Consider the following 23,559-nt stretch of genomic DNA (forward strand, 5'->3'; position numbering starts at 1 on the left):
TTCGAATGGTGATAAATACGGGTTAATTGCCAATTTTGGATTAGGGATACCGTATTTGTAGGTAACGTGCAGAAAAAAGTTCCTATCCGGTATAGTGTGGTGTAAATTATAGCTAAATTGCAGCTCGAATGCTAGCTTTGTGGCATTTCGTGACGATTATTTATCAAGATAGTATCCTTGATGCAGAGCGCTGCTCGTTAGAATGTTGCCTTCTGCTGCAAAACAAGAAGGAAGCTTTATAGTATCGATTTACCTTAGTATAGGAGTAAAGTATTATGGAACCAAAAATATCGGATAAAGTATTGCTTAAAGGTGCCTGTTTTCTACTACCACTCCTGTTGCTGCTGTCGTGCGGTAAATCAAAGGAATATGCCGATGGGCAAAACCAGCCAAAAATAGAATCGCTCATTGCTGTAGCCCGCGATTCGTTGTCGGGCAATGTACCATTTGCCCGAGCGCAGGCCGATTCGGCAATGAAGCTGGTAAAGGATAGCCTGCAGTACCACGAGGTTCTACAGGTAAAGGTCAGCTGCTACCTCATGGTCGATTCCTACGATACTGCACGCAGCTACATCAACCAAATCGTAAGATTCTGCCGGAAGAGCGCTGCATCACCACGTGTTACGTTCCTGTTGGCCTCGGCGTATAACTCCTACGGGATATACCATCAGCGATTGGGCTCGTTCGACTCGTCGATTGTCTACTTTGCCAAGGCCTACGCGCTGAAGCCTTCGGGTAACCTAAAGGAGATTGTCCCCAACGTCCTGATAAACCTTGCGGATACCTATATGATGAAGGGAGATCTCACGAATGCCGCCTGCTACTTCAGAAGGGCGCTCTTTGTGAGCGATTCGTTGCAGCTTACCGGCAACATGGGGTTCCCCATCTACTTTGGTCTCGGACAGGTTTACATGGGGCTGCGCGATTTCGATCTCTCCGACACGTACTTCCGCATGGCCGAGAAGACGCTGAACAAAAGAAGGTTGGGCGAACAGTTCTCCTTCTGCAACAATAGGGGCAACTACTACTACTATAAGGAGGAATACGCACGGGCGCTTCCCTGGTTTACGAAGGCAAGGGCATTGGTGCTCCCCCGGCATGTCGACTACTCGATTTACGTCTGCGAGCTCAACATGAGCGACATCTATCTAAAGTTAAACCGGCTCGACTCCGCGCAGTACTATGCCGATAGAAGCTTTCGCTTCTTCTCCTCCATCAAGCAGCCAACGGCGCTCTACTACCTAGCGACCGTAAAGGCCGGCATTGCCCTAAAGCAAAACCGAAAGGAGCAAGCCCGCTTGCTACTGACGAGCTACAGCGATACCACAGGCATCGAGCCCTCGATCATCTCCATTCGGCATAAATTTCTACAGGATTACTACGATCGTACCGGCGATTATAGGCAGGCGTACCTATTCCTAAAGAAGAATATAGCGATAGAAAATAAGGTTCAGTCGGAAAGGGTGAAGAATAGGGTGGCCGAGCACGATATGCGCTATCGGCAGGATACCTCTTTACTCCATCGCGACATGCTTATTCAGGCTCAGCAGAGTCGGGTGAAGAATTTACTGCTGGCAAGATACCTCTGGGGGCTAGCTTTGCTGATAATTCTTGCCATTGCCGCATTCATATACTTCTACATGCGAAAGCAACGCGACCTGCAGCACATTCGGTACTTCAACCAGGTGGCAAAGCTGCGTATGCAGAGTATTCGCAACCGCATCTCTCCGCATTTTATCTTTAATGTGCTCAATCGGCAGCTGATAACTGCCGAGAGTGAAAAGGAGCAGGCCGAGCTTCGCGGATTAGTTAAGCTGCTTCGGAAGAGCTTGGAGATTTCGGAATCCCTAAGCGTATCCCTAGAGCAGGAGCTGGAGTTTGTGCAGACCTACATTAACCTCGAACGGCAAAGCCTTGGCGAAGACTTCAGCCTCGATTGGAATGTGGAGGCAGGCGTAAGCTGTAGCAGCATCTTTGTTCCCGCCATGATCGTACAAATCCCAGTCGAGAATGCCATTAAGCACGCATTACGCGGCATGAAGGGGCATAAAATGCTGAGCGTATCCGTAAAGGAGCAGAATGATGGAGTAAATATTCAGATTCAGGATAATGGATCAGGATATTTCCCTGGTATGAGCAGCCATAAGGGAACAGGTACAGGGCTTAAGGTTATCTACCAAACCATTCAGCTGCTCAATGAAAAAAACGAGCAGCAAATAGCCTTTACCATCGCCAACCTATCAAAGGATGGCGCTAATGGCACACGAGTAGATGTTTACATACCAAAGCATTACTCATTCGATATGTAGCGATGTCCGATGCACTAAGAAATCTACAGCTTCAAGCTATTATAGAATAGAAAACCATCAGGGATATCGCTAAAAAAAAGTAAACATCAATCATAATAGAGTTAGACGTAAAGGAATCAGCAAGTCGTAGCACAAAGCGTATCCCCCTTTGGAGGGGGACGGGGGAGGAAAGTAGACGCTAGAGGTCAAAACTTGATGCCAATGGTCGCTATACACTTCTAAAAATCCACCCCCTAACCCCCGCCAGCGGGGGATATCCTTCGAAATAGAGTAGTATAAATCTTAAAGGCGAAATACTAGAGTAAACCATACCTAAATGAGAAAATTTAATGTAGTAATTGTCGATGATGAAGATTTTCATGTGAAGATTCTCAGAGACTCTCTTTCTAAGTACGATAGCATTCAGATAACGGGTGAGGCGGAAACCCCAACCACAGCAAAAAAGGTAATCCTGGCACAGCGCCCCGATTTGCTCTTCCTAGATGTGGAGCTCCCTGGCACTACCGGGTTGGAGCTGCTTCGCGAAATGCGCGATCAGATAGACTGGTCCATGCAGGTTGTCTTTTACACCTCCTACGAGAAGTACCTATTAGAAGCGCTGCGCTCATCCGCCTTCGACTATTTGCTAAAGCCTTTCGACGCAGACGATCTTAATGTTGTTATGAGCCGTTTCTTCGAGTATGCGCAGAGCAATCGGACAAGCCTATCCTTTCGGAGCTCTCTCTCCCAGCTGTTACCTGGAGACTCTACCTTTATGGTTGCAACCATTACCGGATTTCAGATATTGCATTTGGAGCAGATCGGCTTCTTTACCTACGTAAACGAGCGGAAGCAATGGGCGGTGCACCTAAGCGATCAAAGCCAGCAATTCCTAAGGCGGCACACCAACTCTAAGGACATACTTAACCACTCCTCCTCATTCGTGGCGATAAGCCAAAATCAGATCATCAACATCAGCTACTTGGCCATGATTCAGGGTAAGCAATGCAAGCTTTACCCTCCTTTCGATTGGGCAAATGATTTAACCATCTCGCGGGCATACTTTAGCGCATTGCAGGAGAAGTTTAGCTTCATATAGAGTCCTTCATCTACATCACAGTACATTTTTCAACCATTTAGTTGGTATTTATTACCGAATAGGGGGCAGTTCTTGCAGGATAGATGCATATCCTGCAGGAGCTGTTTCTGTTTTGTGCATACTTGAATAATTTCGGACAGTGTTTTTGTAAGTCTTTACGCCAAAGTTTAGTGGTTGGCCGTAAAGATGAACTTCTATCAATCTGAGCGAATTAAGACATTAGAAGAAGTCGATGGTTAGTACTTTTTAAACGGATCTTTAAGTAGTAAATTAGAAAAGGGCATGTGTCTAACTGCTAAATAAGAGAGAATAAGGTAGCTTCCTGGTGGTTTTAAGGCCGCTATCTTATAATTAATGAAGCCACTCCACACCAATCTTTTTTAGTTGGCTTCATTATTGGAAAGTGGGGAAGGAGTATCGTTTGTTTCAGATGAATATTCCTTTCCCCTTTTATATTTAGGATCAGAATCATGCTGTAACTCTTATCTTATTTGTAATATTGTGATATAGTTAATCAAAAACGAATACTAATGAAGGATACAAAAGACAGAGAGCCTGTTGAAATCTTTGCAGGAACAACATGGCAGGCCGAAATGGTAAAAAGTCTACTGGAAAATGCCGAAGTTGAAGCCTTTTTGATGGACGGAATTATGGGCACACTCAATCCATGGTATACCGCGCCTGGAGGTGCAGGTGCCGTAAAGGTGTTTGTTGCTAGTTCGGATTACAGTAGGGCAAAGCAAATTGCTGACGAATACCAAGAAAACCTAAAGAATAACGGTTAAGCTATTTGGATATCTTCAGCTTCGATAGTACCTCTTTTCGGCTAAAGGAGTAAATGGCAAGCGCTACCCATATAAGTCCAAAGCTAATTTGGTAGGCAAGCGTAAAGGGTTCTTTATAGATGAAGATACCTATTAGGAGGCTTAAGCTGGGCGAGAGGTACTGAACAAACCCCATTGTTGTAAGTGACACCCGTTTGGCTCCTTGTGCAAAGAGCAGAAGGGGAATAGAGGTAACCACGCCTGTAAGAAGAATCATTATCGACATCCCGTAGGAGATGGAGCTATAGTTATTTACAGTTCCGCTAACCTGCATGTATAAATAACCAAGAGCCAACGGCGTTACCATCATGGTTTCGGCGGCTAGTCCCGTTAATGGCGAAAGCTTAGAGAGCTTTTTGACAAGACCATATAGGGCAAATGAAACGGCTAGGGAAACTGCAACCCAAGGTACCTCTCCAAACTGATAGGTGAGGAGCGCAACCCCGACAAATGCAAGAGCAATGGCTACAATTTGCCACACATCGCTTCGTTCGTGTAGCACCACCACACCCAGCAGAATGGTAAGCAGCGGATTGATGTAGTAGCCTAAGCTTGCCTCTACAATGTGGTTGTTGTTTACAGCCCAAATGTAAATAAGCCAGTTGACGCTAATAAGAATGGCAGCAACAGATATGGTTAGCAGGCTCCTGATTGATGTAAAAGCCTGTCGAAACTCTTTCCATCGCCTCATGCCGCTGATAATAACCGCCAAAAATAGGAAAGACCAAAAGATGCGGTGGGCAAGAATATCGCCAGCTGGTAGCTGCTTCATCACCTTCCAGTAGATTGGGAGGATTCCCCAGAGGCTGTAGGCTGCAATGGGGTAAACGATGTCGGCTCTCCCGTTAGAGGCTGCTTGTGCTATTGTTTTATGCTGCATTGCTATCTATTTTATGGTGCCAGCTGGGCTTGGAATAAATTCGGCGGGCAAGATACTACTTCTGGGTTACAAAAAAATCCCCGATGCCATCGTAAAGACGCGATCGGGGGGCTTGCTTGTTTGAATAATAGCCTATGCTACGTATTCTCTATGTAAAGGCAGTTTCTTCTACACTTTTTTTATGGTAGTATATTACTATTTACATCTACATTTTGGATAGAAGAGGCTGTACGTGACTCCAAAAATCCTCATCAAAAAGACGGGCAGCACCTACTAGTGCTGCATCTTCCATTAACTCGGATTGATGAACTGCAACTTGGCAGCCGCTGTTCTTGAATGCTTTTTCTAATGATTGTCCAAAGTGCCTATATGCCTTAGAGATGTTGCCTCCAATAATAAGCGCTTCTGCACCAAATTTGATCATCCAAGGGGCAAGGAATTCGCCTAAATTGGAACCAAGTTCCTCGAATACCAGCTTGGCTACCTTGCTGCTTTCTGCCTCTTCGGCAATTTGCTTTACGCCATTTGCCTCTACACCGCTTAATTCTTTATAGCGCCTGATGCACCAGCGTGTCGAAAAGTTGTTATCAGCAATGCTGCCCTTGTATGGTAGGTGCCAAACGCAGCCCATATCAGGAACTTCATTACCATCAACAACCGGAATACCGTCGGCAATAAAGGCCGAACCAAAGCCAGTACCAAGGGTTATCGATAATGAACGGCAGTAATCTTTGCCCATGCCAAACCAAGCCTCTCCAACTGCAAAGGCGGTAGCATCGTTCATAAATCGAATGTCGCTAGCTGCGTTTATGCTTAATCGCGTTCTTAGCTCATCGCCTACGTTAATGCCGTAAAGCTTCTCAAGCTTGTCGTTTTGAGCAGTAAAAAGGGCAACTCCCTTGTCGTAGCTAAATGGACCTGGCATTGCAAAGCCAATACCTGCCACTTCATCAGCACTGATGTGAGCCAACGAACGATTTATTGCGGTCGCCCATCTATCATGAATATCTTTTGCTTCAGCCTTATTATTTACCTCTTCGGATGCATAAGTTTCCGTAATAATGGTTTTGCTGTTCAAATCGATAACGGCGCAGCTAATATGGCTTCCTCCAATATCGGCTCCAATGGCATATCTTCTCATTGATCCTTTATTTTTTTCATTTAGGGGTCGTTTTAACCAAAGGTTGACCTTTGGAACTTAACTTTTTCGAGGTTGTTTGGTGTTTCTCCAAAGATATCTCATCGATGTATCTCTTTCGCAAAGTTGATGATATCCTGAACTTCATTACGATTTTACTGCCGCAAGAGGTCGAAGAATAGGGCAACTCGGAACTTTTCCATCTGCTCGAAATTATTTAGCCATCAAAAGTATATTTTTTACTTGTATCGGCTTACAGTAGGCACATTTCATCGTTGAAATAGCTCTTTACTAAAAGCGCATCCTAATAAGGAATGTGCTTGTACACTATGCCGAATTGCCTATGCAAATATTGCTGATGCAAGAAAAAGTAGCACTACTAATGCTGCAACTACAAGGGCAATCAGGTGGGTTTGGAAGGGTACCTTTTTGGGGAAGATGTCCTTCGCCTCCTTGCGGAAGAAGTCGATGAGTGCTCCAGTAGGGCAGAAGAAGCGGCACCAGGCGCGCGGAATGGCAATGGAGAGCAGCAGGAAGGCTACTGCCATTACCACCACTCCCTTCGATGCCGAGGCGAAGAAGAAGAGCGTAAATGGTTCAGCCCCGGTAACGTCGATGGTGGATCCAAAGATGGCGATGCCTAGCACGATGAGCATTACCTTGGTTCGGGTGCGGGCGAGTATGCTGGTTACGCCTTTGGGCAGCTCCAACTTCTTGGGGTTAACCTTGCCCAGCAGCTCCTGCGATGCGCCAAAGGGGCACACATAGGTGCAGTAGAAGTTCTTCCCGAAGAAAAACGGCAGCAGAATGGCCAGCGCTGCCAAGGTGAGGAAGATGATCTGGTTCTTCAGCGATATCCCCTGGATGAACCATCCTCCAATGAGCTTAATGGAGAGGAATGAGCCGTAGGCAACCCCCAAAACGCCAATGGAGAGTAACAGTAGGGGGATGCGGTACTTCTTCATCTGCTTGGGGAAGCCGTAGAAGACTAGAGCACACAGAAGCACTAGGAAGATGGAAATGTAGGTGATAATCTTTTTCATGCTGGCTTTCTGGGCAACGGCTGCAGTTTTGCAGTATTCGGCTAGGCGCTGCTTTACCGTTTCGTTGATGGCTGTCGACGAGTAGGTGGCGCCCGATACGGCATCCATATTTTTGCCCACCACCTGTTCGGCAGCTAGCCCTTCCCACTTCTTGAGCAGTCCTTCGTTCTTTACTCTATCAATAAAAGAGGGAGTTTCGCTGTTGGGGAGTAAACCTAGGCATCGAACCTTATCGTTTTTGTCGAGAACAATGACCATTGGAACTGGTCCGCTGTAGCCGATGATCTTGCTGGTGGTTTGCTGTGCGACTATGGCTTTACCTATCGAGCCATTATTCTTATCCTTTATGATCCATTGTTCGATGCCATCATCTTGAATGGAGGCTGCTTCGGGGAGGATTCCCTTAATGCAGGATAAAACTTCGTTGTTAGGTGCTGATGCTATTTTCGATTTTGCATCGCTGCCATTTTCGGCTGTTCGGATTCCGATGAGGATTACAATGAAAAGGAGAACTACCAGCTGGGGAAGCTTAGCCTTTAGGTTTGCAAGTTTCATGGCAATTTGTTGGTTTAGGTTAGCAAATGTATAAAAAGGTATCCCGATAAGATGTAAATAACCTGTTAATCCTGCGGAAAAGTGAGGGCAACTCTAATTTTGAGTGGTGAAAAGAAAACGCCCCGAAAAGATTCGGAGCGTTTAGGTTTATGATGCTTGTATAAAATCAGCAGTTAGAAGCGGTAGTCGAAGCCGATGGAGAAGCCAATGTTACTTTTCTTATAGGTCTCCTTTATATTTCCCACGTTGGTGTAGTTTATCATTCGGGTTCCCTCTACGTACTGGGTGTACATCATCCCGGAGTTTATGGTTAGCTGATCGGTAATCTTGTACCCTGCACCGAAGCCCACTGAGTGGGACGACAAGCTGTAGCTGATGTCCGATTGGTAGCCTTGTCCTGCGCCTGTTTGTATGTACATAAAGCCTCCGCTGAACAGGATTCGCTCCGACACGTTGCACTCCATGCCAACGGCGAATTCGTAGAGGTTATCGGTGATAAACTTCTCCTTTCCATCCCAGTTGGCATCCTTATCGAAGTAGTGGGTAAGCGATGCCGTTAGCTTTAGGTCGGGAATGATTCGGTAGTCGATGCCGATGGCGAGGATGGCTGGAAGATCGCTATTCGTCTCCTTGCCATCGGTGTAGTTGCCTGTATCATCAACCTTAGTATCGTTTTTCAGCTTAAGCTTGGTGGCAAACTCGTAGCGAACGCCGATGTTGAGCTTGCTCGATGGGGTGATGTTTACGCCGATGATGGGGGTTACGCCCGTGCCCGTTTGGGTGACGTCTACGTTCTTGTCGGCCACCTTGGCTGCGTTTGTGGTAAAGGCGCTGCTGATGCCGTTATAGGTTGCCTGGATTTGGGCAATGGTCATAGCGGCATTGTAGTTACTGCCTAGTCCTCCCTGAATTTGTGCAACTTGAGCTGGCGTTAGCGCACCTGCTGCCTGAGCCTGTGCGAGGGTTAACCCTCCTGCGTTGTTGGTAATAAGCGGTTGTAGCGAGGTTGCCGCGTTAGCTGCGCTGGTGGCTAATGTCTTAAAAAACAGGTTGGCGTTTACAAAACCTCCCCCAGGATTTGCGGCGCTTATTGGGTTAATTCTGATGTCGTGGATGTAGCCGTCGTAGGTGTTTCTGGCGTAAATCAGGCGAGCTCCTCCCGAGACGCTGAGCCAGTCGTTAACCTTGTAGCTGGCCCCGAGCTGCCCGCCGTAAATTACAGAAGAACCATCGAACGACATGTCTAGGGCATACCTGGTTGTTGGTATCCCTTTTTGGCTAAGGGATGTGGGGATGCTGGCGGCATCGGTTTCGAAGGAGGGGAGTCCGTTGTTGAACGTTGCCCCTCCGCCACCTCCAACTGGCCCAAAGCCGCCGAAAATGGCGAGCTTATCCTTCTTGTAGGCCGCAAAGAAGGTGGGGAAGAAGGGGGTAGTTACATCGCCCGAGTAGCTATTGTTGTTCAGGTAGGGGTAGTCGCTTTGGATGGTGCGCTTCTGGAAGAGCGTTTGGTTGTTAAGCGATAGGTGGAAGCCATCCTTAAGCAGCGTCAGGCCGGCGGGGTTGTAGTAAACGGCATCCATGTCGGTTGACGCATTGCGCGAAAGTACGCGCATGTACGAGGCGCTTTGATTGGAGCTGGTTAAGATACCACCTGCATTGGTGGTCGCAGCACCACAGGCTAGCGCTAGTAGCAGAACTATTCTTCTCATAGTAGAGTAATGATGGTTGATTAGCGTTATTAATGGGTACTCTCCGCATTAAACGAAGAATACGTGCAATTGTTTTGCGGGGGGAATCGGGGCGCCCTAGGGCGGATCAAATAAGGAGCACTCGAATCTGGAAGCCCTTGGAGGTGCCAAGGGTCGAATGGGTGTGTAGGGGGATTTTTACCTTTCCGATGGCCGATTGGTTAACGGTATTAGCTGAGGATGAAGTAGCCTTTCGGAGAAGCCGGAAAAGCTGGTTGGCCCGGTAGCATAGCCCAAATACGCGGTCGAACGTCTTGTTTACGTACCGCTTAATGAGAAGCACGTAGGCGGTTATGGCAAGGTATAGTCGTCCTTTTAGCATTGCGTGCAAAGGTAAGAAAAAAATCAAACCATACACTAATAGTTAAAACCATTAAGAGTAGGGGCGGTGGCTTATGGCATTATCCTTTCTTCTTTCATGTATTGCTGAACGCAGATAAGAGTTAACCATGCGTGGGGAAGAGTTATCCATGCGTGGGAAAGAGTTATCCTCGAGTGGGAAAGAGTTAACCACAGAAGTATAAGAGTTATCCACGGGAAAGGGGATTATTCACGGAACTGTGTCTACCCTATTTTTTCGGAAGCAGGAATTACGCCTGCCTTTTAGGTTAGGGCTGCTAGCGGGGCAAGGGTGGCGGAGGAACGGAGCCACTTGTATACCCTTGCCCCGCTAGGAGGCCTGGCCTTCCTTCGCGGGTGTTCTTCATGCTCCAAACTTGGCCATCCGCTCGGCAAATTTAATGCAAAGCTGCCCGTAGATGAGCTTCCACCCCGCAACTTCCCGCTTTGGGCTCGAGTTGATATCCCGAATAACGAGGTATATCAGCTTCTTGATGGCCATGTCGGAGGAGAAGCACCCCTTGGTCTTGGTCACCTTCCGCATGCGCCGGTGGATGCCCTCGATGGGGTTGGTGGTGTACATGAGCCGGCGGATCTCCCTGCCGAAGTCGAAGAAGGAGCTCAGCTTGTACCAGTTTTCCCGCCAGCTCTTGACGGCGGTGGGGTACTTCGTCCCCCAGCGCTCGGCGAAGCGCTCGAGCTCCGCCTCGCCCGCCTCCAGCGTGGGGCTGCCGTAGATGGCCCGCATGTCGGCGGTGATGGCCTTGTAGTCTTTTTTAACCACGTACTTGAGCGTGCTGCGCACCTGGTGGACGATGCAGCTCTGGATGACCGTCTCGGGAAAGGTGCTGCTGATGGCCTCGCTGAAGCCCTTGAGGTTATCCGTGCAGGCGATCAGGATGTCCTCCACGCCCCGAAGGCGCAGATCCTGCAGCACCTCCAGCCAGAAGCGGGCCGACTCGCTCCCGGCAATGTAGATGCCCAGCAGCTCCCGAAAGCCCTCCTGGCTGACCGCGTAGACGTTGTAGAGCGCCTTGCCCTGCACTGCACCGCCCTCGCGGCACTTGAAGTGGATGGCGTCGAACCAGACTATCGCGTAGAGCGGGCTCAGCGGGCGCTGCTGCCACTCCTGCAGCTCGGGGATGAGCCGATCGGTGAGCTCGCTCATCTGGGCGGGCGAGAGCGAAAGCCCGTAAACCTCCATCAGCAGCTTCCGAATGTCGGCGTAGCTCATCCCCTTGGCGTAGAGCGAGAGCACCTTCTCGCAGAGCTCGTCGTCCAGCAGCACCTGCCGCTTGGCCACGATCTCTGGGGTAAAGGATCCGTTACGGTCTCTGGGGGGGCTGAGCTCAAACTCGCCGTTCGAGCTCTTAACCGTTTTGGTGGTAGCGCCGTTGCGCTTGTTGCCCTCCGAATCCTTCAGGTGCTGCTCCAGCTCCAGCGCTAGGGCCTTCTCCAAAAAGTGCTTGAGCAGCGGGGCGAACACCCCATTCTCGCCGCTTAGGCTCTTGCGCTCGTAAAGGCCTTTGATGGCCTCCTTCTCAAATTCCTCGTAGCTGAAGCTCGCTACTTTTTCTTCCTCTTTCATTGTCTGCAAAGTTATCGTTATCATTTTGCAGACACAGTTGCATGAACAGTCTCGAGGATAGCTCTTCTGCCACCCGTTTCCCCTTTGTCGTTCCCCACTTTGCTTACCCTTGGGCGTCGCGGCTTGTATGCGCTTGCCTTACTATTGTTGGTGCGGAGGCTGCTACTTATTGCCGCCGCCGATGCGTCTGCTCTCGTCGTCGAGGCCCGAGCGGCGCTGGCGCGAAGGCTTCAGGTCGTCCTTGCCGAAGCGGTACGAGAAGCTGATGCCCACCTTCTGCGAGCTCCAGGTGTTGCGCGCCCTGAAGTCGACGTTATCGTACTTCGAGGTTACCCGGCTCTTCATCGAGTTGAAAATGTCGTCGACCGAAACCTTAACGCGGGCCTTGCCGGCAAGAAATGACTTCTGAATGCCCAGGTTTACCGAGTACATGTCCTTAATTTGGAACATCCCGTACACCTGTGGCGACTGGTACCAGCCCATCAGCTCGAGGGTGAAGCTCTTGGGTAGCGTAAAGCTGTTGGACGAGGAGATGTTGGTGGTTACCTTGCTGTTGGTCTGATCCTGGTTGCCATCGGTTTTCTTGTAGCTGTTGTTGTACACCGAGATGTTGCTGTTGCTCCTCCACCATTTGGTCGGGTTAAGGTTGATGCTGCCGGTAAAGGTAAGCGAGCTCAGGCTGCTCAGGTTCATCGGCACCTGCTCGATCACCTTGGTGGCATCGTCCTGCTTGAGGATTTCGGCCATCACATCGGTGGTGTACGAGTAGGTAAGCTCGGTAAAGATCATGTTATTCCACGAGTAGTTGGCCGACAGGTTGTGGGTGTACTGTGGGTTGAGGAAGGGGTTGCCCTTCCGGTAGGTGTACTCGTCTACGTAGAACAGGAAGGGGTTTAGCTGCTCGTAATCGGGGCGGTCGATGCGGCGGTTGTAGCTAAGGCCAATGGAGTTCTTCTCGTCGAGCTTCTGCTGGATGAAGAAGGTGGGGAAGAGGTCGGTGTACGAGCGTTTCACCACCTTCTTCGTGGTAACGGAGTTGCCCTTGCTCCAGGTGTGCTCCACGCGAAGCCCCCCCTTAATGCTGGTGCTGTTCTTGTCGAAGGAGAGGCTCGCGTAGCCAGCGGCCACATCCTCGTCGTAGATAAAGTGGTTCGATCGGCTAGGGTCGAAGCTCCACCCGCTGTTGTTGCTGATGTAGTACTTCAGGTTGTTGTCCGTTTTCACGGTGCTGGCCTTTGCGCCAGTCTCCAGGCGGAAGATCTTGCCCAGCGGATGCACGTAGTCCACCTTGGCCGACTTGATGGTGATCTCCGATGGGGCTTCGCTCTTCAGCTGCTTGGGGGTTCTCGATTGCGTACCGCTGGCGTTGTAGTAGAAGGCGTCGTTGTTGGCGTCGCTGTCGTTGTTAAAGCGCGCGTAGTCCATGTCAACGTTCAGCTCCCGGCCGTTGGTGTCCAGCACCGACTTGTAGTTGAGGTTGTAGCTCATGTTCCTGAAGGTGCCATCCGTTGGGTTGTTGCTGAACAGCGACGAGTCGGGCAGCGTTCTATTGCTGATGAAGTAGGTGGTTCCCTTCATGTTTCGCGAGTTGCTGTTGCCGTAGCCGCTCACCATAACGCCGATGGTGTTCTTCTTGTTGATGTCGTAGTCGACCCCCGCCTTAAAGCTGTTGGCGTTGTAGCGTGAGCTGCCGTTGGTCTTCTGGTCGAGCACCAGCAGCTTGTCGTCGCTGCCGATGCGGCGGTTCATCTTGTTGGTGTTTTCGCTGGCGTAGCTGCCGGGGTTGTAGTTGGCGTAAACGTTGGTTTTGCCGTTTCGCACGTTTAGGTTGATGCCGCCGTAGCCGCTCATCCTGCCGTTGTAGGTCATCCCGCCGTTTACGTTACCGTTTAGCCCAGGCTTAAAGCTGCGCTTGGTTCGTATGTTGATGATGCCGGTGTTGCCTGCCGCCTCGTAGCGGGCAGGCGGGTTGTGATGATCTCTACCTTCTCGATCTCGCCGCCCTGCACGCTTTTCAGGTAGTTGGCCAGGTCGGTTCCCGAAAGATGGGTAGGTCTGTCGTTAATCATCACCGTAACGCCCTGCTTTCCGTTGATGTTGATGTTGTCGTCCTTGTCGATATTGATGTTGGGCGCCTTTTTCAGCACCTCGTAGGCTGATTCTGCCGAAGCCGTAGCGCTGCTTTCGATATTCAGCACCGTTCGGTCGGCCTTTTTCTCGATGTAGGGCTTCTTGCCCACCACTGTTACCTCCTTAATGACGGCCGATGGCTTAATGGCGATGTCGGCAACGCTGGTGTTGGGGGACGATGCGAAGCTTTTGGAGCGGTTGGAACTGTAGCCAACTATTTGCGCTTTTACTACAAACTTGCCTTCGGCAACGTTGGCAAACGAGTAGTTGCCCTGAGGATCGGTAAGCGCGGAGCTCTTTATGGTTGAGTCAGGCAAGGCAATCAGCATCACAGAAGCAAACTCTATAGGCTTCTTGGTGTCATCATCTACTACCCTACCTTTAATTGAATACTTTCCCGCTACTCCAAACGAGTTAAGGGCAATCGCTAGAATTCCTAACAGGAGGAATCCCTGCTTTCGAATTGTTTTCATCATTTGATTTTGGTTTGATTCGCACATATGACGCTAATCGACCAGTATCGTTACAATTTTTTTTCGATTGGAGAACCATATTTGGATGGATGCTGCATGTAAAGTGTTCCTAATAGGTTGAAAAATAACGAGTCGTTTTTTTTCGAAGAACATCGTTATTTTGTCGAGATAGCAGCTTTGGTAGCATTGTAGGAGGGCTTTTCCTCCGAAATTTGCCGAGGCAATTTATCTCCGTTACTTATCGAAGAGATTCTTCATGTGTCTGCACCTCGTTAGGTATCGCCTTTTTGTGGGCAGAATGTGTAATTTATACGATGCTTTAGTCAGAGCACTGGTAAGTCTTTTAAAACCAAAAAAATCAAGTAGCCTGCTATTTAGGTTTATCGAAATTTAACGCAGTCATTTGGGCTAATAGGCCATATGGGGCAAATCTAGCTGCCCCGTTTGGCAAAAAAGTAGTAATTTGCGGTGTCGATTTTAACAGAGATGGCAGCCAAAATGCGTTTGTGATGTGTTTTGTAACAAGCGATTAGTAATATGCCGCGATTGTTTTAGCAATAACACTGCGGCTCTTCACCCCGTAAAAAGGGGCTCTTCTATGATGCCATCTCGGGCAGACAATCATCACGGTTGAAGGAGTAAGGCTAAAGTTTAATAATTAATAATTTTCACATGAGTAAGCAAATTGACTTAAGCAAGTATGGTATTAAGGGCAACTTTGAGATTGTTCATAATCCTGGTTACGAAGAATTGTTTAAGGCCGAAACCGATTCCAAAAACGAAGGATTCGACAAAGGCGTTGTTACAACCACAGGAGCAGTTGCTGTTGATACCGGAAAGTTCACTGGTCGCTCTCCAAAAGATAGATACATTGTTAAGGATGCTACTACCCAAGATACAATTTGGTGGGATGGCACAATCAACAAGCCAGTATCTACCGGAATTTGGAACGACTTAAAGGCAATTTCTATCAGCCAGCTTTCTTCTTCAAAGAAGCTTTACGTGGTTGATACATTCTGCGGAACTAACGAGAATACTCGCTTGAAGGTGCGTTTCGTAATGGAAGTTGCTTGGCAAGCACACTTCGTTACCAATATGTTTATTCGTCCATCTCTTTACGAATTGGAGAACTACGGCGAGCCAGATTTCGTAGTGCTAAATGCTTCTAAGGCTACCAATCCAAAGTGGAAGGAACAAGGACTTAACTCAGAAGTATTTGTTTGCTTTAACCTAACCGAGCGCATGCAGGTTATTGGTGGTACCTGGTATGGTGGCGAAATGAAGAAGGGTATGTTTGCAATGCAGAACTACTACCTACCACTTCGCGGTATCGCTTCTATGCACTGCTCTGCTAACGTTGGCGAAGCTGGTGATGTTTCTATTTTCTTCGGTCTATCGGGAACTGGTAAGACTACCCTTTCAGCCGATCCTAAGCGCTTCCTAATCGGAGACGATGAGCACGGATGGGATGACAAGGGCGTATTTAACCTCGAAGGTGGTTGCTACGCAAAGGTTATCAACCTAAGCAAGGAAAACGAGCCTGATATCTGGAGAGCAATCCGTCGCGATGCACTTCTAGAGAATGTTGTTATTAAAGCCGATGGAACACCCGATTTCTCAGATGATTCGAAGACTGAGAATACCCGTGTTTCTTACCCAATCTACTTCATCAACAAGATTGTTCTTCCATCGCGTGCAGGTCATGCAAAGAAGGTTATCTACCTATCTGCTGATGCATTTGGTGTACTTCCTCCAGTTTCTATTCTTGATGAGAAGCAAGCTCAATACCACTTCCTATGCGGCTTTACCTCTAAGCTAGCAGGTACTGAGCGTGGTATTACCGAACCAGTTCCATCATTCTCTCCAGCATTCGGTGAGGCATTCCTTACCCTTCACCCAACCATGTATGCTAAGACCCTTGTAGGCAAGATGCACGAGCATGGCGCTAAGGCTTACTTAGTAAACACTGGATGGAATGGTACAGGAAAGCGTATCTCGCTAAAGGATACCCGTGCTATCATCGATGCTATCATCGACGGTTCTATTGATAAGACAGAAACCATTCATGTACCAATCATGAACCTTACTGCTCCTAAGACTCTTAAGAATGTATCAGATATCCTAGATCCTCGTAGCACTTATACTGATGTTAAGGAGTGGGAAACTAAGGCTGTTAAGCTTGCTGGTATGTACATCAAGAACTTTGAGCAGTACTGCGACAACGATGCGGCTATCGCACTTATCCCATCGGGTCCACAACTTCCAAAGTAAGATAAGCTCTTTCTTAAATATTGAGGGTCGGCATATTGTCGACCCTTTTTGCTTTCTTTGCGCCCAACAAAAAGAAAAGCTATGGATGGAAGAAAAAGAAGTGATGTGAAGGTAGGTCAGCTGGTGAATATTGTACTTAAGGAGCACCAGCGCACTGGCGAGTTAACCGAGGGTGTGATTAAGAATATACTTACCAAATCGGGAGTCCATCCTCATGGAATAAAGGTGCGTTTGGAAACAGGCGAAGTTGGTCGTATTAAGGAGATACTAGAGGATGCCGAGGATTAACAACGTGTGTTATGATGGTGTATGATGATGAGGTCTTTACTAACATTTGCTATGCAGCCAATGGTTTAGATGGTGTTGAGTACGAAGGATGTCGTTTCGAGAGTTGCGATTTTTCGGGAGTATCATTTCGGGGGGTAGAACTTCTCGATTGCCAATTCGTGAATTGTAATTTTAGCCAGGTTAAGTTCTATGGCGCAGGTTTAAAGAACATTTCGTTTTCAGGCTGTAAGCTTATGGGAGTTGACTTCTCTGTTGCAAGCAATTTCCTATTTGCCGTAAGCTTCGCAGATTGTCAACTCGACTATTCCATCTTTCTAAAAAAGAACATGAAGGGGACTTCTTTTAGAAACTCCTCTGTAAAATCAGCCATTTTCGAGGAGTGTAATCTTACTAATGCAACCTTTGATGGCTGCAATCTTGCAAATACTACTTTTATCCAGAACAACCTACAAAAGGCTGACTTCCGAACATCTACGGAATACTCTTTAGATCTTGAGATGAATAAGGCTAAAGGAGCCAAATTCTCTTACCCAGGGGTATTGGGGCTTTTGTCTAAGTACGGCATTAGCATAGAATAAAAAAGGGACGCTCTGTGCGTCCCTTTTCTTTATTGTGTAACTCTTTTAGCAAATTCGATCAACTTCTTTCTCAATGTTGAACAGACGATCTAGCGACTGCTTGCCCTCGGCTGTTGCCTCTGTAAAGAACGATTTGTAGTACTCAATACCTTTCAGAAGGTTTTCCTTAAAGGTGTTAAAGAACTTGGCTTCTTTGGTGCTAAGTTCAGCCGCGCTTTCGGCAACCTTGTCCTTAAGGTAGCTTACGTATAGTGTCAACTCCTTAATAAACATATGAGGGCGGTCAGTTCGTTCAATTACATTGTTGGTACCATAGATGTGCCTAACCATTTCCTTAAGCGAAACTTCCTTAGTAAAGTAGGCGGTATTGGGACCAGGACAAATTGTAATTCCGTTGTAGTCCTTTCCTCCATCAATACCATGCTCTATAAAGGCAGAGGTAACTAAGCCGATGCATAGGCACGATTTTTCAGTTATCTTCTTGTACTCCTTATCGAATTCTTCTTGGGGAAGATTCTTTGCCTTAAGCTCGTCTACCTTCTTTTTTATGAAGGATATTGATGCGGTACACTCTCCTCGCTCGCTATACTCCTTGTTTAGCGCAAGGAAACGTTTGGGACAGTAGCTGCCTGGTTTCCCCTTTGCAATAAGCATGTCGCGCTCCAGTTCTTTCGAACTTCCACGGAGGTTGTTGAACATAACCCCAAGTGGAGAGATGTTGCTGAGGTATAGGTCTTCTTCGCGCGCATCAGCAAGCCTTTTTCGGGTGCCATCGTCAACGCAGGTTGCTTCTTTAACCAGTAGAAATGGCGACCCCCAACCCACAGAATCAACTTTATACTTGTCGAGAAGCATTTGATGCTCTTCGTGGGTACCTACTCCACCTTGGACGCTGATCTTAAGCTCTGGAGGTGTCGATGGTACGTTCTTGCCTTTATCGGCTAACGCTTTGATGTACATCTCGAAGTTTGATGATATCAGCATCTCGCGGTTGTCGGCAAACTCTTGGAGAATTGGTCCAAGCAGCAAGCCGTCACTTGCAAAGGCGTGACCTCCGCAGTTTAGCCCAGATTCGATGCGGTACTCCGAAATCCAGATACCTTTTTTGGCAAGAAACTTTCCCTGAATAAGTGCCGAACGGAAATCCGACACCTTCAAGATAACCTTCTTCTTTAGCTCAAAGTTGGCGTTAGGGTAGAAGTCGTCGAAAGATTCAATGTAGCCGTAAAGCTTTGGGTTCATTCCAGCCGATAGCACGATGGATGATTTTAGGCTGCTTTGAGCAAATCCTCGTAATGCAGCGTGGGCATCGTTGTATTCGTCGCTAAGCTTTTCGCCGTTATGGTAGTTCTCCTTATCGACTTTGGTCATTATGTTTACATCGATAAGACCACTGGTGAGGCTTTCCTTCAACTTGTTCCAAAACTCTTTTGTGGAGTTTGTCTTATTTTCGATTACCCTATTAAGCTCTAACTTGATTGTTGAGGTGTTGGGAAGAAGGTCGGAAAAACGGCGTAGATCTACCTTCGATTTTTTGTTGAGCAACTCCTCTATCTTAGCCTTAACAATGCTATCTACCATATTTAGGTAGGAGGTAATTCGCTTTGCTCGTGCATCGATATCGCTTGAAGAGATAGGAGAGAAGGGAAGCTCAAACTTTTTGCTGTAAAGCTCGCGCATCTTCTCCATGAGCAAATCATCTACCAGCGAAATAACCGATGAAATGCCATATTCCGCAACTCTCAAGGGGGAGTCTATCGTGTAGGCAACTCCCATGACTGGTATGTGGAATGAATGTAGTGCTGGTTTGTTAAACATAATCGCACATGTATTTGAAGTTTGTACAAAGGAAAACCTTTCTTAATTGTATTAGCTGTATGTGAAATGCGTCGCTGTTAATTTTCCACCATAATATAGTAATATAACACTCGATAGTAAGTGTTAAAACGTTGGTTGGAGGGCAATCCTAGTTTTATACGATATGCCCGATAAGATTGTTGTTGAAAGAATCCAAATCAGAGGAATAGTGCATTTGGTGTAATTTAACGGAGTGATTCTGTAGTTATAACTTGGAATGATAGCCGGTTGTTTGGTTAGCCCAGCAGGTGCATTCTTCCGAAAGTAAATTCAGATTGTAAGTGTAAATAGTTGGACTAGTCCAAATGCTTAAGCACGAAAGGCCTTTCATTTCCCTAATGACTTTGAATGGATTCGGTTTTATTCCTCGATCCTGCTATATTGCATCCGAACATTTCAAACAAGCATGGGATACTACCTTTACTCATATTGGTATTGCCTGTTCCGGCGGCGGCATAATTGCTTTTAGGTTTCCTAGGGTTCTTCCTCCTGTATATAGCCTTCTGGGAAACTTCTGAAATTTCCATCTATAACCTTTTGCTGACTTAATTAATCGCCTGTAGACAGTGCGAATAGGGGCGTTTTACCTATTTGCATATCAGGCGTAAGATCCTTAAACATTACGGTTTGAGGGTTGTTAGGTTATGTAACGAACTACGAACACAAATAAATCACAACGCAATGCTATTCGATCTTAACCTCATTAAATCGGTGTATGCAAATCTGCCAGAGAAGGTGGATGGTGCTAGAGCATTACTTGGTCGTCCTCTTACGCTGACCGAGAAAATTCTGTATGCGCATATTGATGGTGCATTTCCTCGGATGCCCTTCGAACGGGGAAATTCTTACGTAGATTTCAATCCCGATAGGGTTGCCATGCAGGATGCTACCGCTCAGATGGCTTTGCTGCAGTTTATGAGTGCAGGAAAATCGAGGGTGGCAGTGCCATCGACGGTGCATTGCGACCACCTTATTCAGGCAAAGGATGGTGCTGTTGCCGACCTTAAAGAGGCTGAGATTACCAATAAGGAGGTGTACGACTTTCTTGCCTCTGTTTCCAACAAGTATGGCATTGGGTTCTGGAAGCCAGGTGCGGGAATTATCCACCAGATTGTGCTCGAGAACTACGCTTTCCCTGGAGGGATGATGGTTGGAACCGATTCGCATACCGTTAATGCAGGTGGCTTGGGTATGGTGGCAATTGGCGTTGGCGGTGCCGATGCAGTAGACGTGATGGTTGGCATGCCTTGGGAGTTGAAATTTCCCAAACTGATAGGTGTTAAGTTAACTGGAAAGATGAATGGCTGGACGTCGGCAAAGGATGTGATACTCAAGATTGCTGGGATGCTTACCGTTTCGGGGGGAACCGATGCCATTGTCGAGTACTTTGGCGAGGGAGCCGACTCTATCTCTGCGACCGGTAAGGGAACCATCTGCAATATGGGAGCAGAGATTGGTGCAACAACATCCATCTTTGGCTACGACGATAATATGGCTCGCTACCTCGATGCTACCGGGCGCTCGCAGGTGGCATCGCTGGCAAATGGTATTAAGGACTACCTGAGAACCGATCCAGAGGTGGTTGCCAATCCTGAAAAGTACTTCGATAAGGTTATAGAGATTAACCTATCGGCGCTGGAGCCATACATCAACGGGCCGTTTACGCCCGATAAGGCTTGGACAATCTCCGAGTTTGCCAAGGCGGTTGAGGAAAATGATTATCCAGAGAGGTTGGATGTGGGGCTGATTGGCTCGTGCACCAACTCGTCGTACGAGGATATTACCCGTGCTGCATCGGTGGCAAAGCAGGCGGGGGCTAAGCATATCAAGGTAAGCAGCCAGTTTACCATTACTCCCGGTTCTGAGATGATTCGCTATACCATGCAGCGCGATGGCTTGGTTGATGTATTCAACAATATTGGCGGTGTTGTGCTGGCGAATGCCTGTGGCCCATGTATTGGTCAGTGGGCGCGCCATGGGGCCGAAAAGGGAGAGCGTAACTCCATCATCACCTCGTTTAACCGCAACTTCGCCAAGCGTAACGATGGCAATCCCAATACGTTTGCCTTTGTGGCATCGCCCGAGGTTGTAACCGCGCTTACCATTGCCGGTAGCCTGAAGTTTAATCCGCTAACCGATACGCTGAAGAATGCGAGTGGCGAAGAGGTAATGCTGGATGAGCCTGCCGGCTTTGAGCTACCCGTCAACGGGTTTGATGTTGCCGATAACGGCTACCAGGCTCCTGCTGAGGATGGCTCTGGCTTGGTGGTTAGCATTGATCCTGCATCAAAGCGCCTGCAGGAGCTAAAGCCTTTCCATGCTTGGAATGGTAAGAACCTGAAGGGGCTAAAGCTGCTCATCAAGGTAAAAGGGAAATGTACTACCGACCACATATCGATGGCAGGCCCTTGGCTGAAGTATCGCGGGCATCTGGAGAATATCTCCCAAAACATGCTCATCGGCGCTACGAACTTCTTCAATGGCCACACCAATAGCGTAAAAAATCTAATCACCCACAAGTATATGCCCGTGCCCGATGCGGCTAAGACATACCGCGATGCAGGCTTCCTGTCTATAGTGGTTGGCGATGAGAACTACGGCGAAGGCTCGTCGCGCGAGCATGCCGCCATGGAGCCCCGCTTTATGGGCGTAGCCGTGATTCTGGCCAAGTCGTTTGCCCGCATCCATCAAACTAACCTAAAAAAGCAGGGCGTGCTTGCCCTTACGTTTGCCTATAAGAGCGACTACGATAGGATTCACGAGGACGATGTGGTGGATATCCTAGGGTTGGAGTCGTTTGAGGTGGGCAGGAACCTCACCGTTCTTCTCCATCATGCCGATGGAAGCACCGAATCGTTTGAGGCGGTGCAAACCTACAACGACAACCAGTTCGAGTGGTTTAAAGCAGGCTCGGCGCTCAACCTCATCAGGTAAAATCAGAAGTAATGTATAACAGTCTAAACCAATATTTATGAGCGAGTTTTCTAACTGGACGCATTTGGCCGAGAAGGCTGCCGAAATCGACAATGACCTATACGTGAAGTACGATGTTAAGCGTGGTTTGCGCAACGCCGACCATACCGGCGTGCTTGTGGGGCTGTCGAATATCGGTTCGGTGTCGGGCGTTAAGAAGGTTGATGGCGTGAACGTTCCTGCTGAGGGGAAGCTTACCTATCGCGGCATCGACATTAAGGATTTGGCCGAGGGCTACCTCGCTGAGAAGCGCGTGGGCTACGAGGAGACGGCCTACCTGCTGCTTTTCGGCAAGCTACCCACCCGCGACGAGCTGGAGCAATTCAGCGAGTACCTGAAGGAGCAGCGCAAGCTACCCGAGTACTTCACCAAGGATATCATCCTGTCGTTTCGCGGTAAGGACATCATGAACATGCTGGCCCGATCGGTGCTGGCGCTCTACACCACCGACGATAATGCCGACGACACCAGTACCGAGAACGTGCTGCGCCAGTCCATCAGCCTTATTGCCAAGTTCCCCGAGATTATTGCGCACGCCTTCCACGGCATGCGCTACCACTACCTGAACAAGTCGCTGGTTATCCGCCATCCGCATTCCGGGTTGGGGCATGCCGAGAACTTCCTGTACATGCTAAAGGGGGCGACCCGCTACACGCCGCTGGAGGTGGAGATCCTCGACCTGGCGCTGGTGCTGCACGCCGAGCACGAGGGGGGCAACAACTCCTCGTTTACGGTTCACGTGGTATCGTCGTCGCAAACCGACACCTACTCGGCCATTGCCGCCGCCATTGGCTCGCTGAAGGGGCCGCTGCACGGCGGGGCCAACAGCGAGGTGATGGCCATGATGGACAACATCAAGCGCAACGTGAAGGACTGGGGCAACGACCAGGAGATTGAGGAGTACCTGCGAAAGATCCTCCGCAAGGAGGTCTACGACCGCTCGGGCAAGATCTACGGGATGGGCCACGCGGTGTACACCGTCTCCGATCCGCGCGCGGTGGTGCTCAAGAAGAAGGCCCGCGAGGTGGCCATCGAAAAGGACCGGCTCCACGAGTTCAACCTCTACGATGCCATCGAGCGCTTGGCCCCAAAGGTGTTCGCCGAGATTAAGGGCGAAAAGGTGATCTCGCCCAACGTCGACTTCTACTCGGGATTCGTGTACTGCATGCTCGACATCCCCGTGGCGGTGTACACCCCGCTGTTTGCCATGGCCCGCATCGCCGGCTGGTGCGCCCACCGCCTGGAGGAGCTCATCAGCGCCAAGCGCATCATCCGCCCTGCGTACAAAACGCTGGCCGAGGAGGCGCCGTATATCCCGCTAAATGAACGGGGGTAGGGGGCAAGGCTTGCAGGAAAGAAGTATACTGGAGTTAAATGGAAGAAACCTGAATCAGCGCTCGTTATCCTCCCGTTTTAGGCGGGAGGGCAGGGGGTGGGTTTAGAGCCGTAAAGCAGTACTGATGATAAGCTTAAATCTATGTGGC

General features: G+C 48.6%; 17 protein-coding genes. 8 read left to right on the forward strand and 9 right to left on the reverse strand.

From position 1 onward, the window contains the following. Positions 1-275: 275 nt before the first annotated feature. From ACHZA1_RS14155 to ACHZA1_RS14165, 3 genes are all read left to right on the forward strand, one after another. Positions 276-2,309 (forward strand): histidine kinase, encoded by a 2,034-nt coding sequence (locus ACHZA1_RS14155; protein ID WP_320052514.1) that lies wholly within the window; start codon positions 276-278, stop codon positions 2,307-2,309. A 316-nt stretch (positions 2,310-2,625) separates the two neighbouring features. Beyond that, entirely contained in the window at positions 2,626-3,387 is a 762-nt protein-coding gene (locus tag ACHZA1_RS14160; RefSeq protein ID WP_320052515.1) for a response regulator transcription factor, read from the forward strand. A gap of 530 nt (positions 3,388-3,917) precedes the next feature. After that, entirely contained in the window at positions 3,918-4,172 is a 255-nt protein-coding gene (locus tag ACHZA1_RS14165; protein ID WP_320052516.1) for a DUF2007-related protein, read from the forward strand. A gap of 1 nt (position 4,173) precedes the next feature. Here ACHZA1_RS14165 and rarD read toward each other — a convergent pair whose 3' ends face one another. From rarD to ACHZA1_RS14205, 8 genes are all read right to left on the reverse strand, one after another. Then, entirely contained in the window at positions 4,174-5,091 is a 918-nt protein-coding gene (rarD, locus tag ACHZA1_RS14170; RefSeq protein ID WP_320052517.1) for an EamA family transporter RarD, read from the reverse strand. A 205-nt stretch (positions 5,092-5,296) separates the two neighbouring features. Beyond that, positions 5,297-6,232, reverse strand: coding sequence for an ROK family protein (locus tag ACHZA1_RS14175; RefSeq protein WP_320052518.1), 936 nt, complete (start codon positions 6,230-6,232; stop codon positions 5,297-5,299). A 338-nt stretch (positions 6,233-6,570) separates the two neighbouring features. Continuing rightward, the gene (locus tag ACHZA1_RS14180; protein WP_320052519.1) at positions 6,571-7,827 is read right to left on the reverse strand and encodes a 4Fe-4S binding protein; all 1,257 of its coding nucleotides are present in this window, start codon (positions 7,825-7,827) and stop codon (positions 6,571-6,573) included. A 173-nt stretch (positions 7,828-8,000) separates the two neighbouring features. Further along, positions 8,001-9,539: an aromatic hydrocarbon degradation protein gene (locus ACHZA1_RS14185; RefSeq protein ID WP_320052520.1), complete on the reverse strand. Its 1,539-nt coding sequence runs from the start codon at positions 9,537-9,539 to the stop codon at positions 8,001-8,003. A gap of 106 nt (positions 9,540-9,645) precedes the next feature. Continuing rightward, complete coding sequence (locus ACHZA1_RS14190; protein ID WP_320052521.1) at positions 9,646-9,900, reverse strand: hypothetical protein; 255 nt, start codon at positions 9,898-9,900, stop codon at positions 9,646-9,648. Positions 9,901-10,281: 381 nt separating this feature from the next. Then, the gene (locus tag ACHZA1_RS14195) at positions 10,282-11,505 is read right to left on the reverse strand and encodes an IS256 family transposase (protein WP_320052030.1); all 1,224 of its coding nucleotides are present in this window, start codon (positions 11,503-11,505) and stop codon (positions 10,282-10,284) included. A gap of 162 nt (positions 11,506-11,667) precedes the next feature. Beyond that, positions 11,668-13,374, reverse strand: coding sequence for an outer membrane beta-barrel family protein (locus tag ACHZA1_RS14200; protein WP_320052522.1), 1,707 nt, complete (start codon positions 13,372-13,374; stop codon positions 11,668-11,670). Positions 13,375-13,394: 20 nt separating this feature from the next. Next, complete coding sequence (locus ACHZA1_RS14205; protein ID WP_320052523.1) at positions 13,395-14,111, reverse strand: carboxypeptidase regulatory-like domain-containing protein; 717 nt, start codon at positions 14,109-14,111, stop codon at positions 13,395-13,397. Between the two features lie 669 nt (positions 14,112-14,780). Between ACHZA1_RS14205 and pckA the strand changes: the two genes are divergently transcribed. The 3 genes from pckA to ACHZA1_RS14220 all read left to right on the forward strand — a co-directional run bounded on the left by pckA (position 14,781) and on the right by ACHZA1_RS14220 (position 17,245). After that, positions 14,781-16,379, forward strand: coding sequence for a phosphoenolpyruvate carboxykinase (ATP) (pckA, locus tag ACHZA1_RS14210; RefSeq protein WP_320052524.1), 1,599 nt, complete (start codon positions 14,781-14,783; stop codon positions 16,377-16,379). Between the two features lie 81 nt (positions 16,380-16,460). Further along, a complete protein-coding gene (locus tag ACHZA1_RS14215; protein WP_320052525.1) occupies positions 16,461-16,667 on the forward strand; it encodes a YwbE family protein in 207 nt (68 codons plus the stop codon). 11 nt (positions 16,668-16,678) lie between these two features. Next, positions 16,679-17,245, forward strand: coding sequence for a pentapeptide repeat-containing protein (locus ACHZA1_RS14220; protein WP_320052526.1), 567 nt, complete (start codon positions 16,679-16,681; stop codon positions 17,243-17,245). 45 nt (positions 17,246-17,290) lie between these two features. Here ACHZA1_RS14220 and ACHZA1_RS14225 read toward each other — a convergent pair whose 3' ends face one another. Continuing rightward, the gene (locus ACHZA1_RS14225; RefSeq protein ID WP_320052527.1) at positions 17,291-19,063 is read right to left on the reverse strand and encodes a hypothetical protein; all 1,773 of its coding nucleotides are present in this window, start codon (positions 19,061-19,063) and stop codon (positions 17,291-17,293) included. Between the two features lie 720 nt (positions 19,064-19,783). Here ACHZA1_RS14225 and ACHZA1_RS14230 point away from each other — a divergent pair. Continuing rightward, positions 19,784-22,036 (forward strand): aconitate hydratase, encoded by a 2,253-nt coding sequence (locus ACHZA1_RS14230; protein ID WP_320052528.1) that lies wholly within the window; start codon positions 19,784-19,786, stop codon positions 22,034-22,036. 37 nt (positions 22,037-22,073) lie between these two features. Next, the gene (locus tag ACHZA1_RS14235; protein ID WP_320052529.1) at positions 22,074-23,411 is read left to right on the forward strand and encodes a citrate/2-methylcitrate synthase; all 1,338 of its coding nucleotides are present in this window, start codon (positions 22,074-22,076) and stop codon (positions 23,409-23,411) included. Positions 23,412-23,559: the final 148 nt, after the last annotated feature.

It is taken from the genome of uncultured Acetobacteroides sp. (assembly GCF_963667355.2).
GTDB lineage: Bacteria > Bacteroidota > Bacteroidia > Bacteroidales > ZOR0009 > Acetobacteroides.

Coding starts and splice junctions, on each gene's coding strand:
- ACHZA1_RS14155 (WP_320052514.1), top strand. CDS start 276: ATGGAACCAAAAATATCGGATAAAGTATTGCTTAAAGGTGCCTGTTTT.
- ACHZA1_RS14160 (WP_320052515.1), top strand. CDS start 2,626: ATGAGAAAATTTAATGTAGTAATTGTCGATGATGAAGATTTTCATGTG.
- ACHZA1_RS14165 (WP_320052516.1), top strand. CDS start 3,918: ATGAAGGATACAAAAGACAGAGAGCCTGTTGAAATCTTTGCAGGAACA.
- rarD (WP_320052517.1), bottom strand. CDS start 5,091: ATGCAGCATAAAACAATAGCACAAGCAGCCTCTAACGGGAGAGCCGAC.
- ACHZA1_RS14175 (WP_320052518.1), bottom strand. CDS start 6,232: ATGAGAAGATATGCCATTGGAGCCGATATTGGAGGAAGCCATATTAGC.
- ACHZA1_RS14180 (WP_320052519.1), bottom strand. CDS start 7,827: ATGAAACTTGCAAACCTAAAGGCTAAGCTTCCCCAGCTGGTAGTTCTC.
- ACHZA1_RS14185 (WP_320052520.1), bottom strand. CDS start 9,539: ATGAGAAGAATAGTTCTGCTACTAGCGCTAGCCTGTGGTGCTGCGACC.
- ACHZA1_RS14190 (WP_320052521.1), bottom strand. CDS start 9,900: ATGCTAAAAGGACGACTATACCTTGCCATAACCGCCTACGTGCTTCTC.
- ACHZA1_RS14195 (WP_320052030.1), bottom strand. CDS start 11,505: ATGAAAGAGGAAGAAAAAGTAGCGAGCTTCAGCTACGAGGAATTTGAG.
- ACHZA1_RS14200 (WP_320052522.1), bottom strand. CDS start 13,374: ATGACCTACAACGGCAGGATGAGCGGCTACGGCGGCATCAACCTAAAC.
- ACHZA1_RS14205 (WP_320052523.1), bottom strand. CDS start 14,111: ATGATGAAAACAATTCGAAAGCAGGGATTCCTCCTGTTAGGAATTCTA.
- pckA (WP_320052524.1), top strand. CDS start 14,781: ATGAGTAAGCAAATTGACTTAAGCAAGTATGGTATTAAGGGCAACTTT.
- ACHZA1_RS14215 (WP_320052525.1), top strand. CDS start 16,461: ATGGATGGAAGAAAAAGAAGTGATGTGAAGGTAGGTCAGCTGGTGAAT.
- ACHZA1_RS14220 (WP_320052526.1), top strand. CDS start 16,679: ATGATGGTGTATGATGATGAGGTCTTTACTAACATTTGCTATGCAGCC.
- ACHZA1_RS14225 (WP_320052527.1), bottom strand. CDS start 19,063: ATGTTTAACAAACCAGCACTACATTCATTCCACATACCAGTCATGGGA.
- ACHZA1_RS14230 (WP_320052528.1), top strand. CDS start 19,784: ATGCTATTCGATCTTAACCTCATTAAATCGGTGTATGCAAATCTGCCA.
- ACHZA1_RS14235 (WP_320052529.1), top strand. CDS start 22,074: ATGAGCGAGTTTTCTAACTGGACGCATTTGGCCGAGAAGGCTGCCGAA.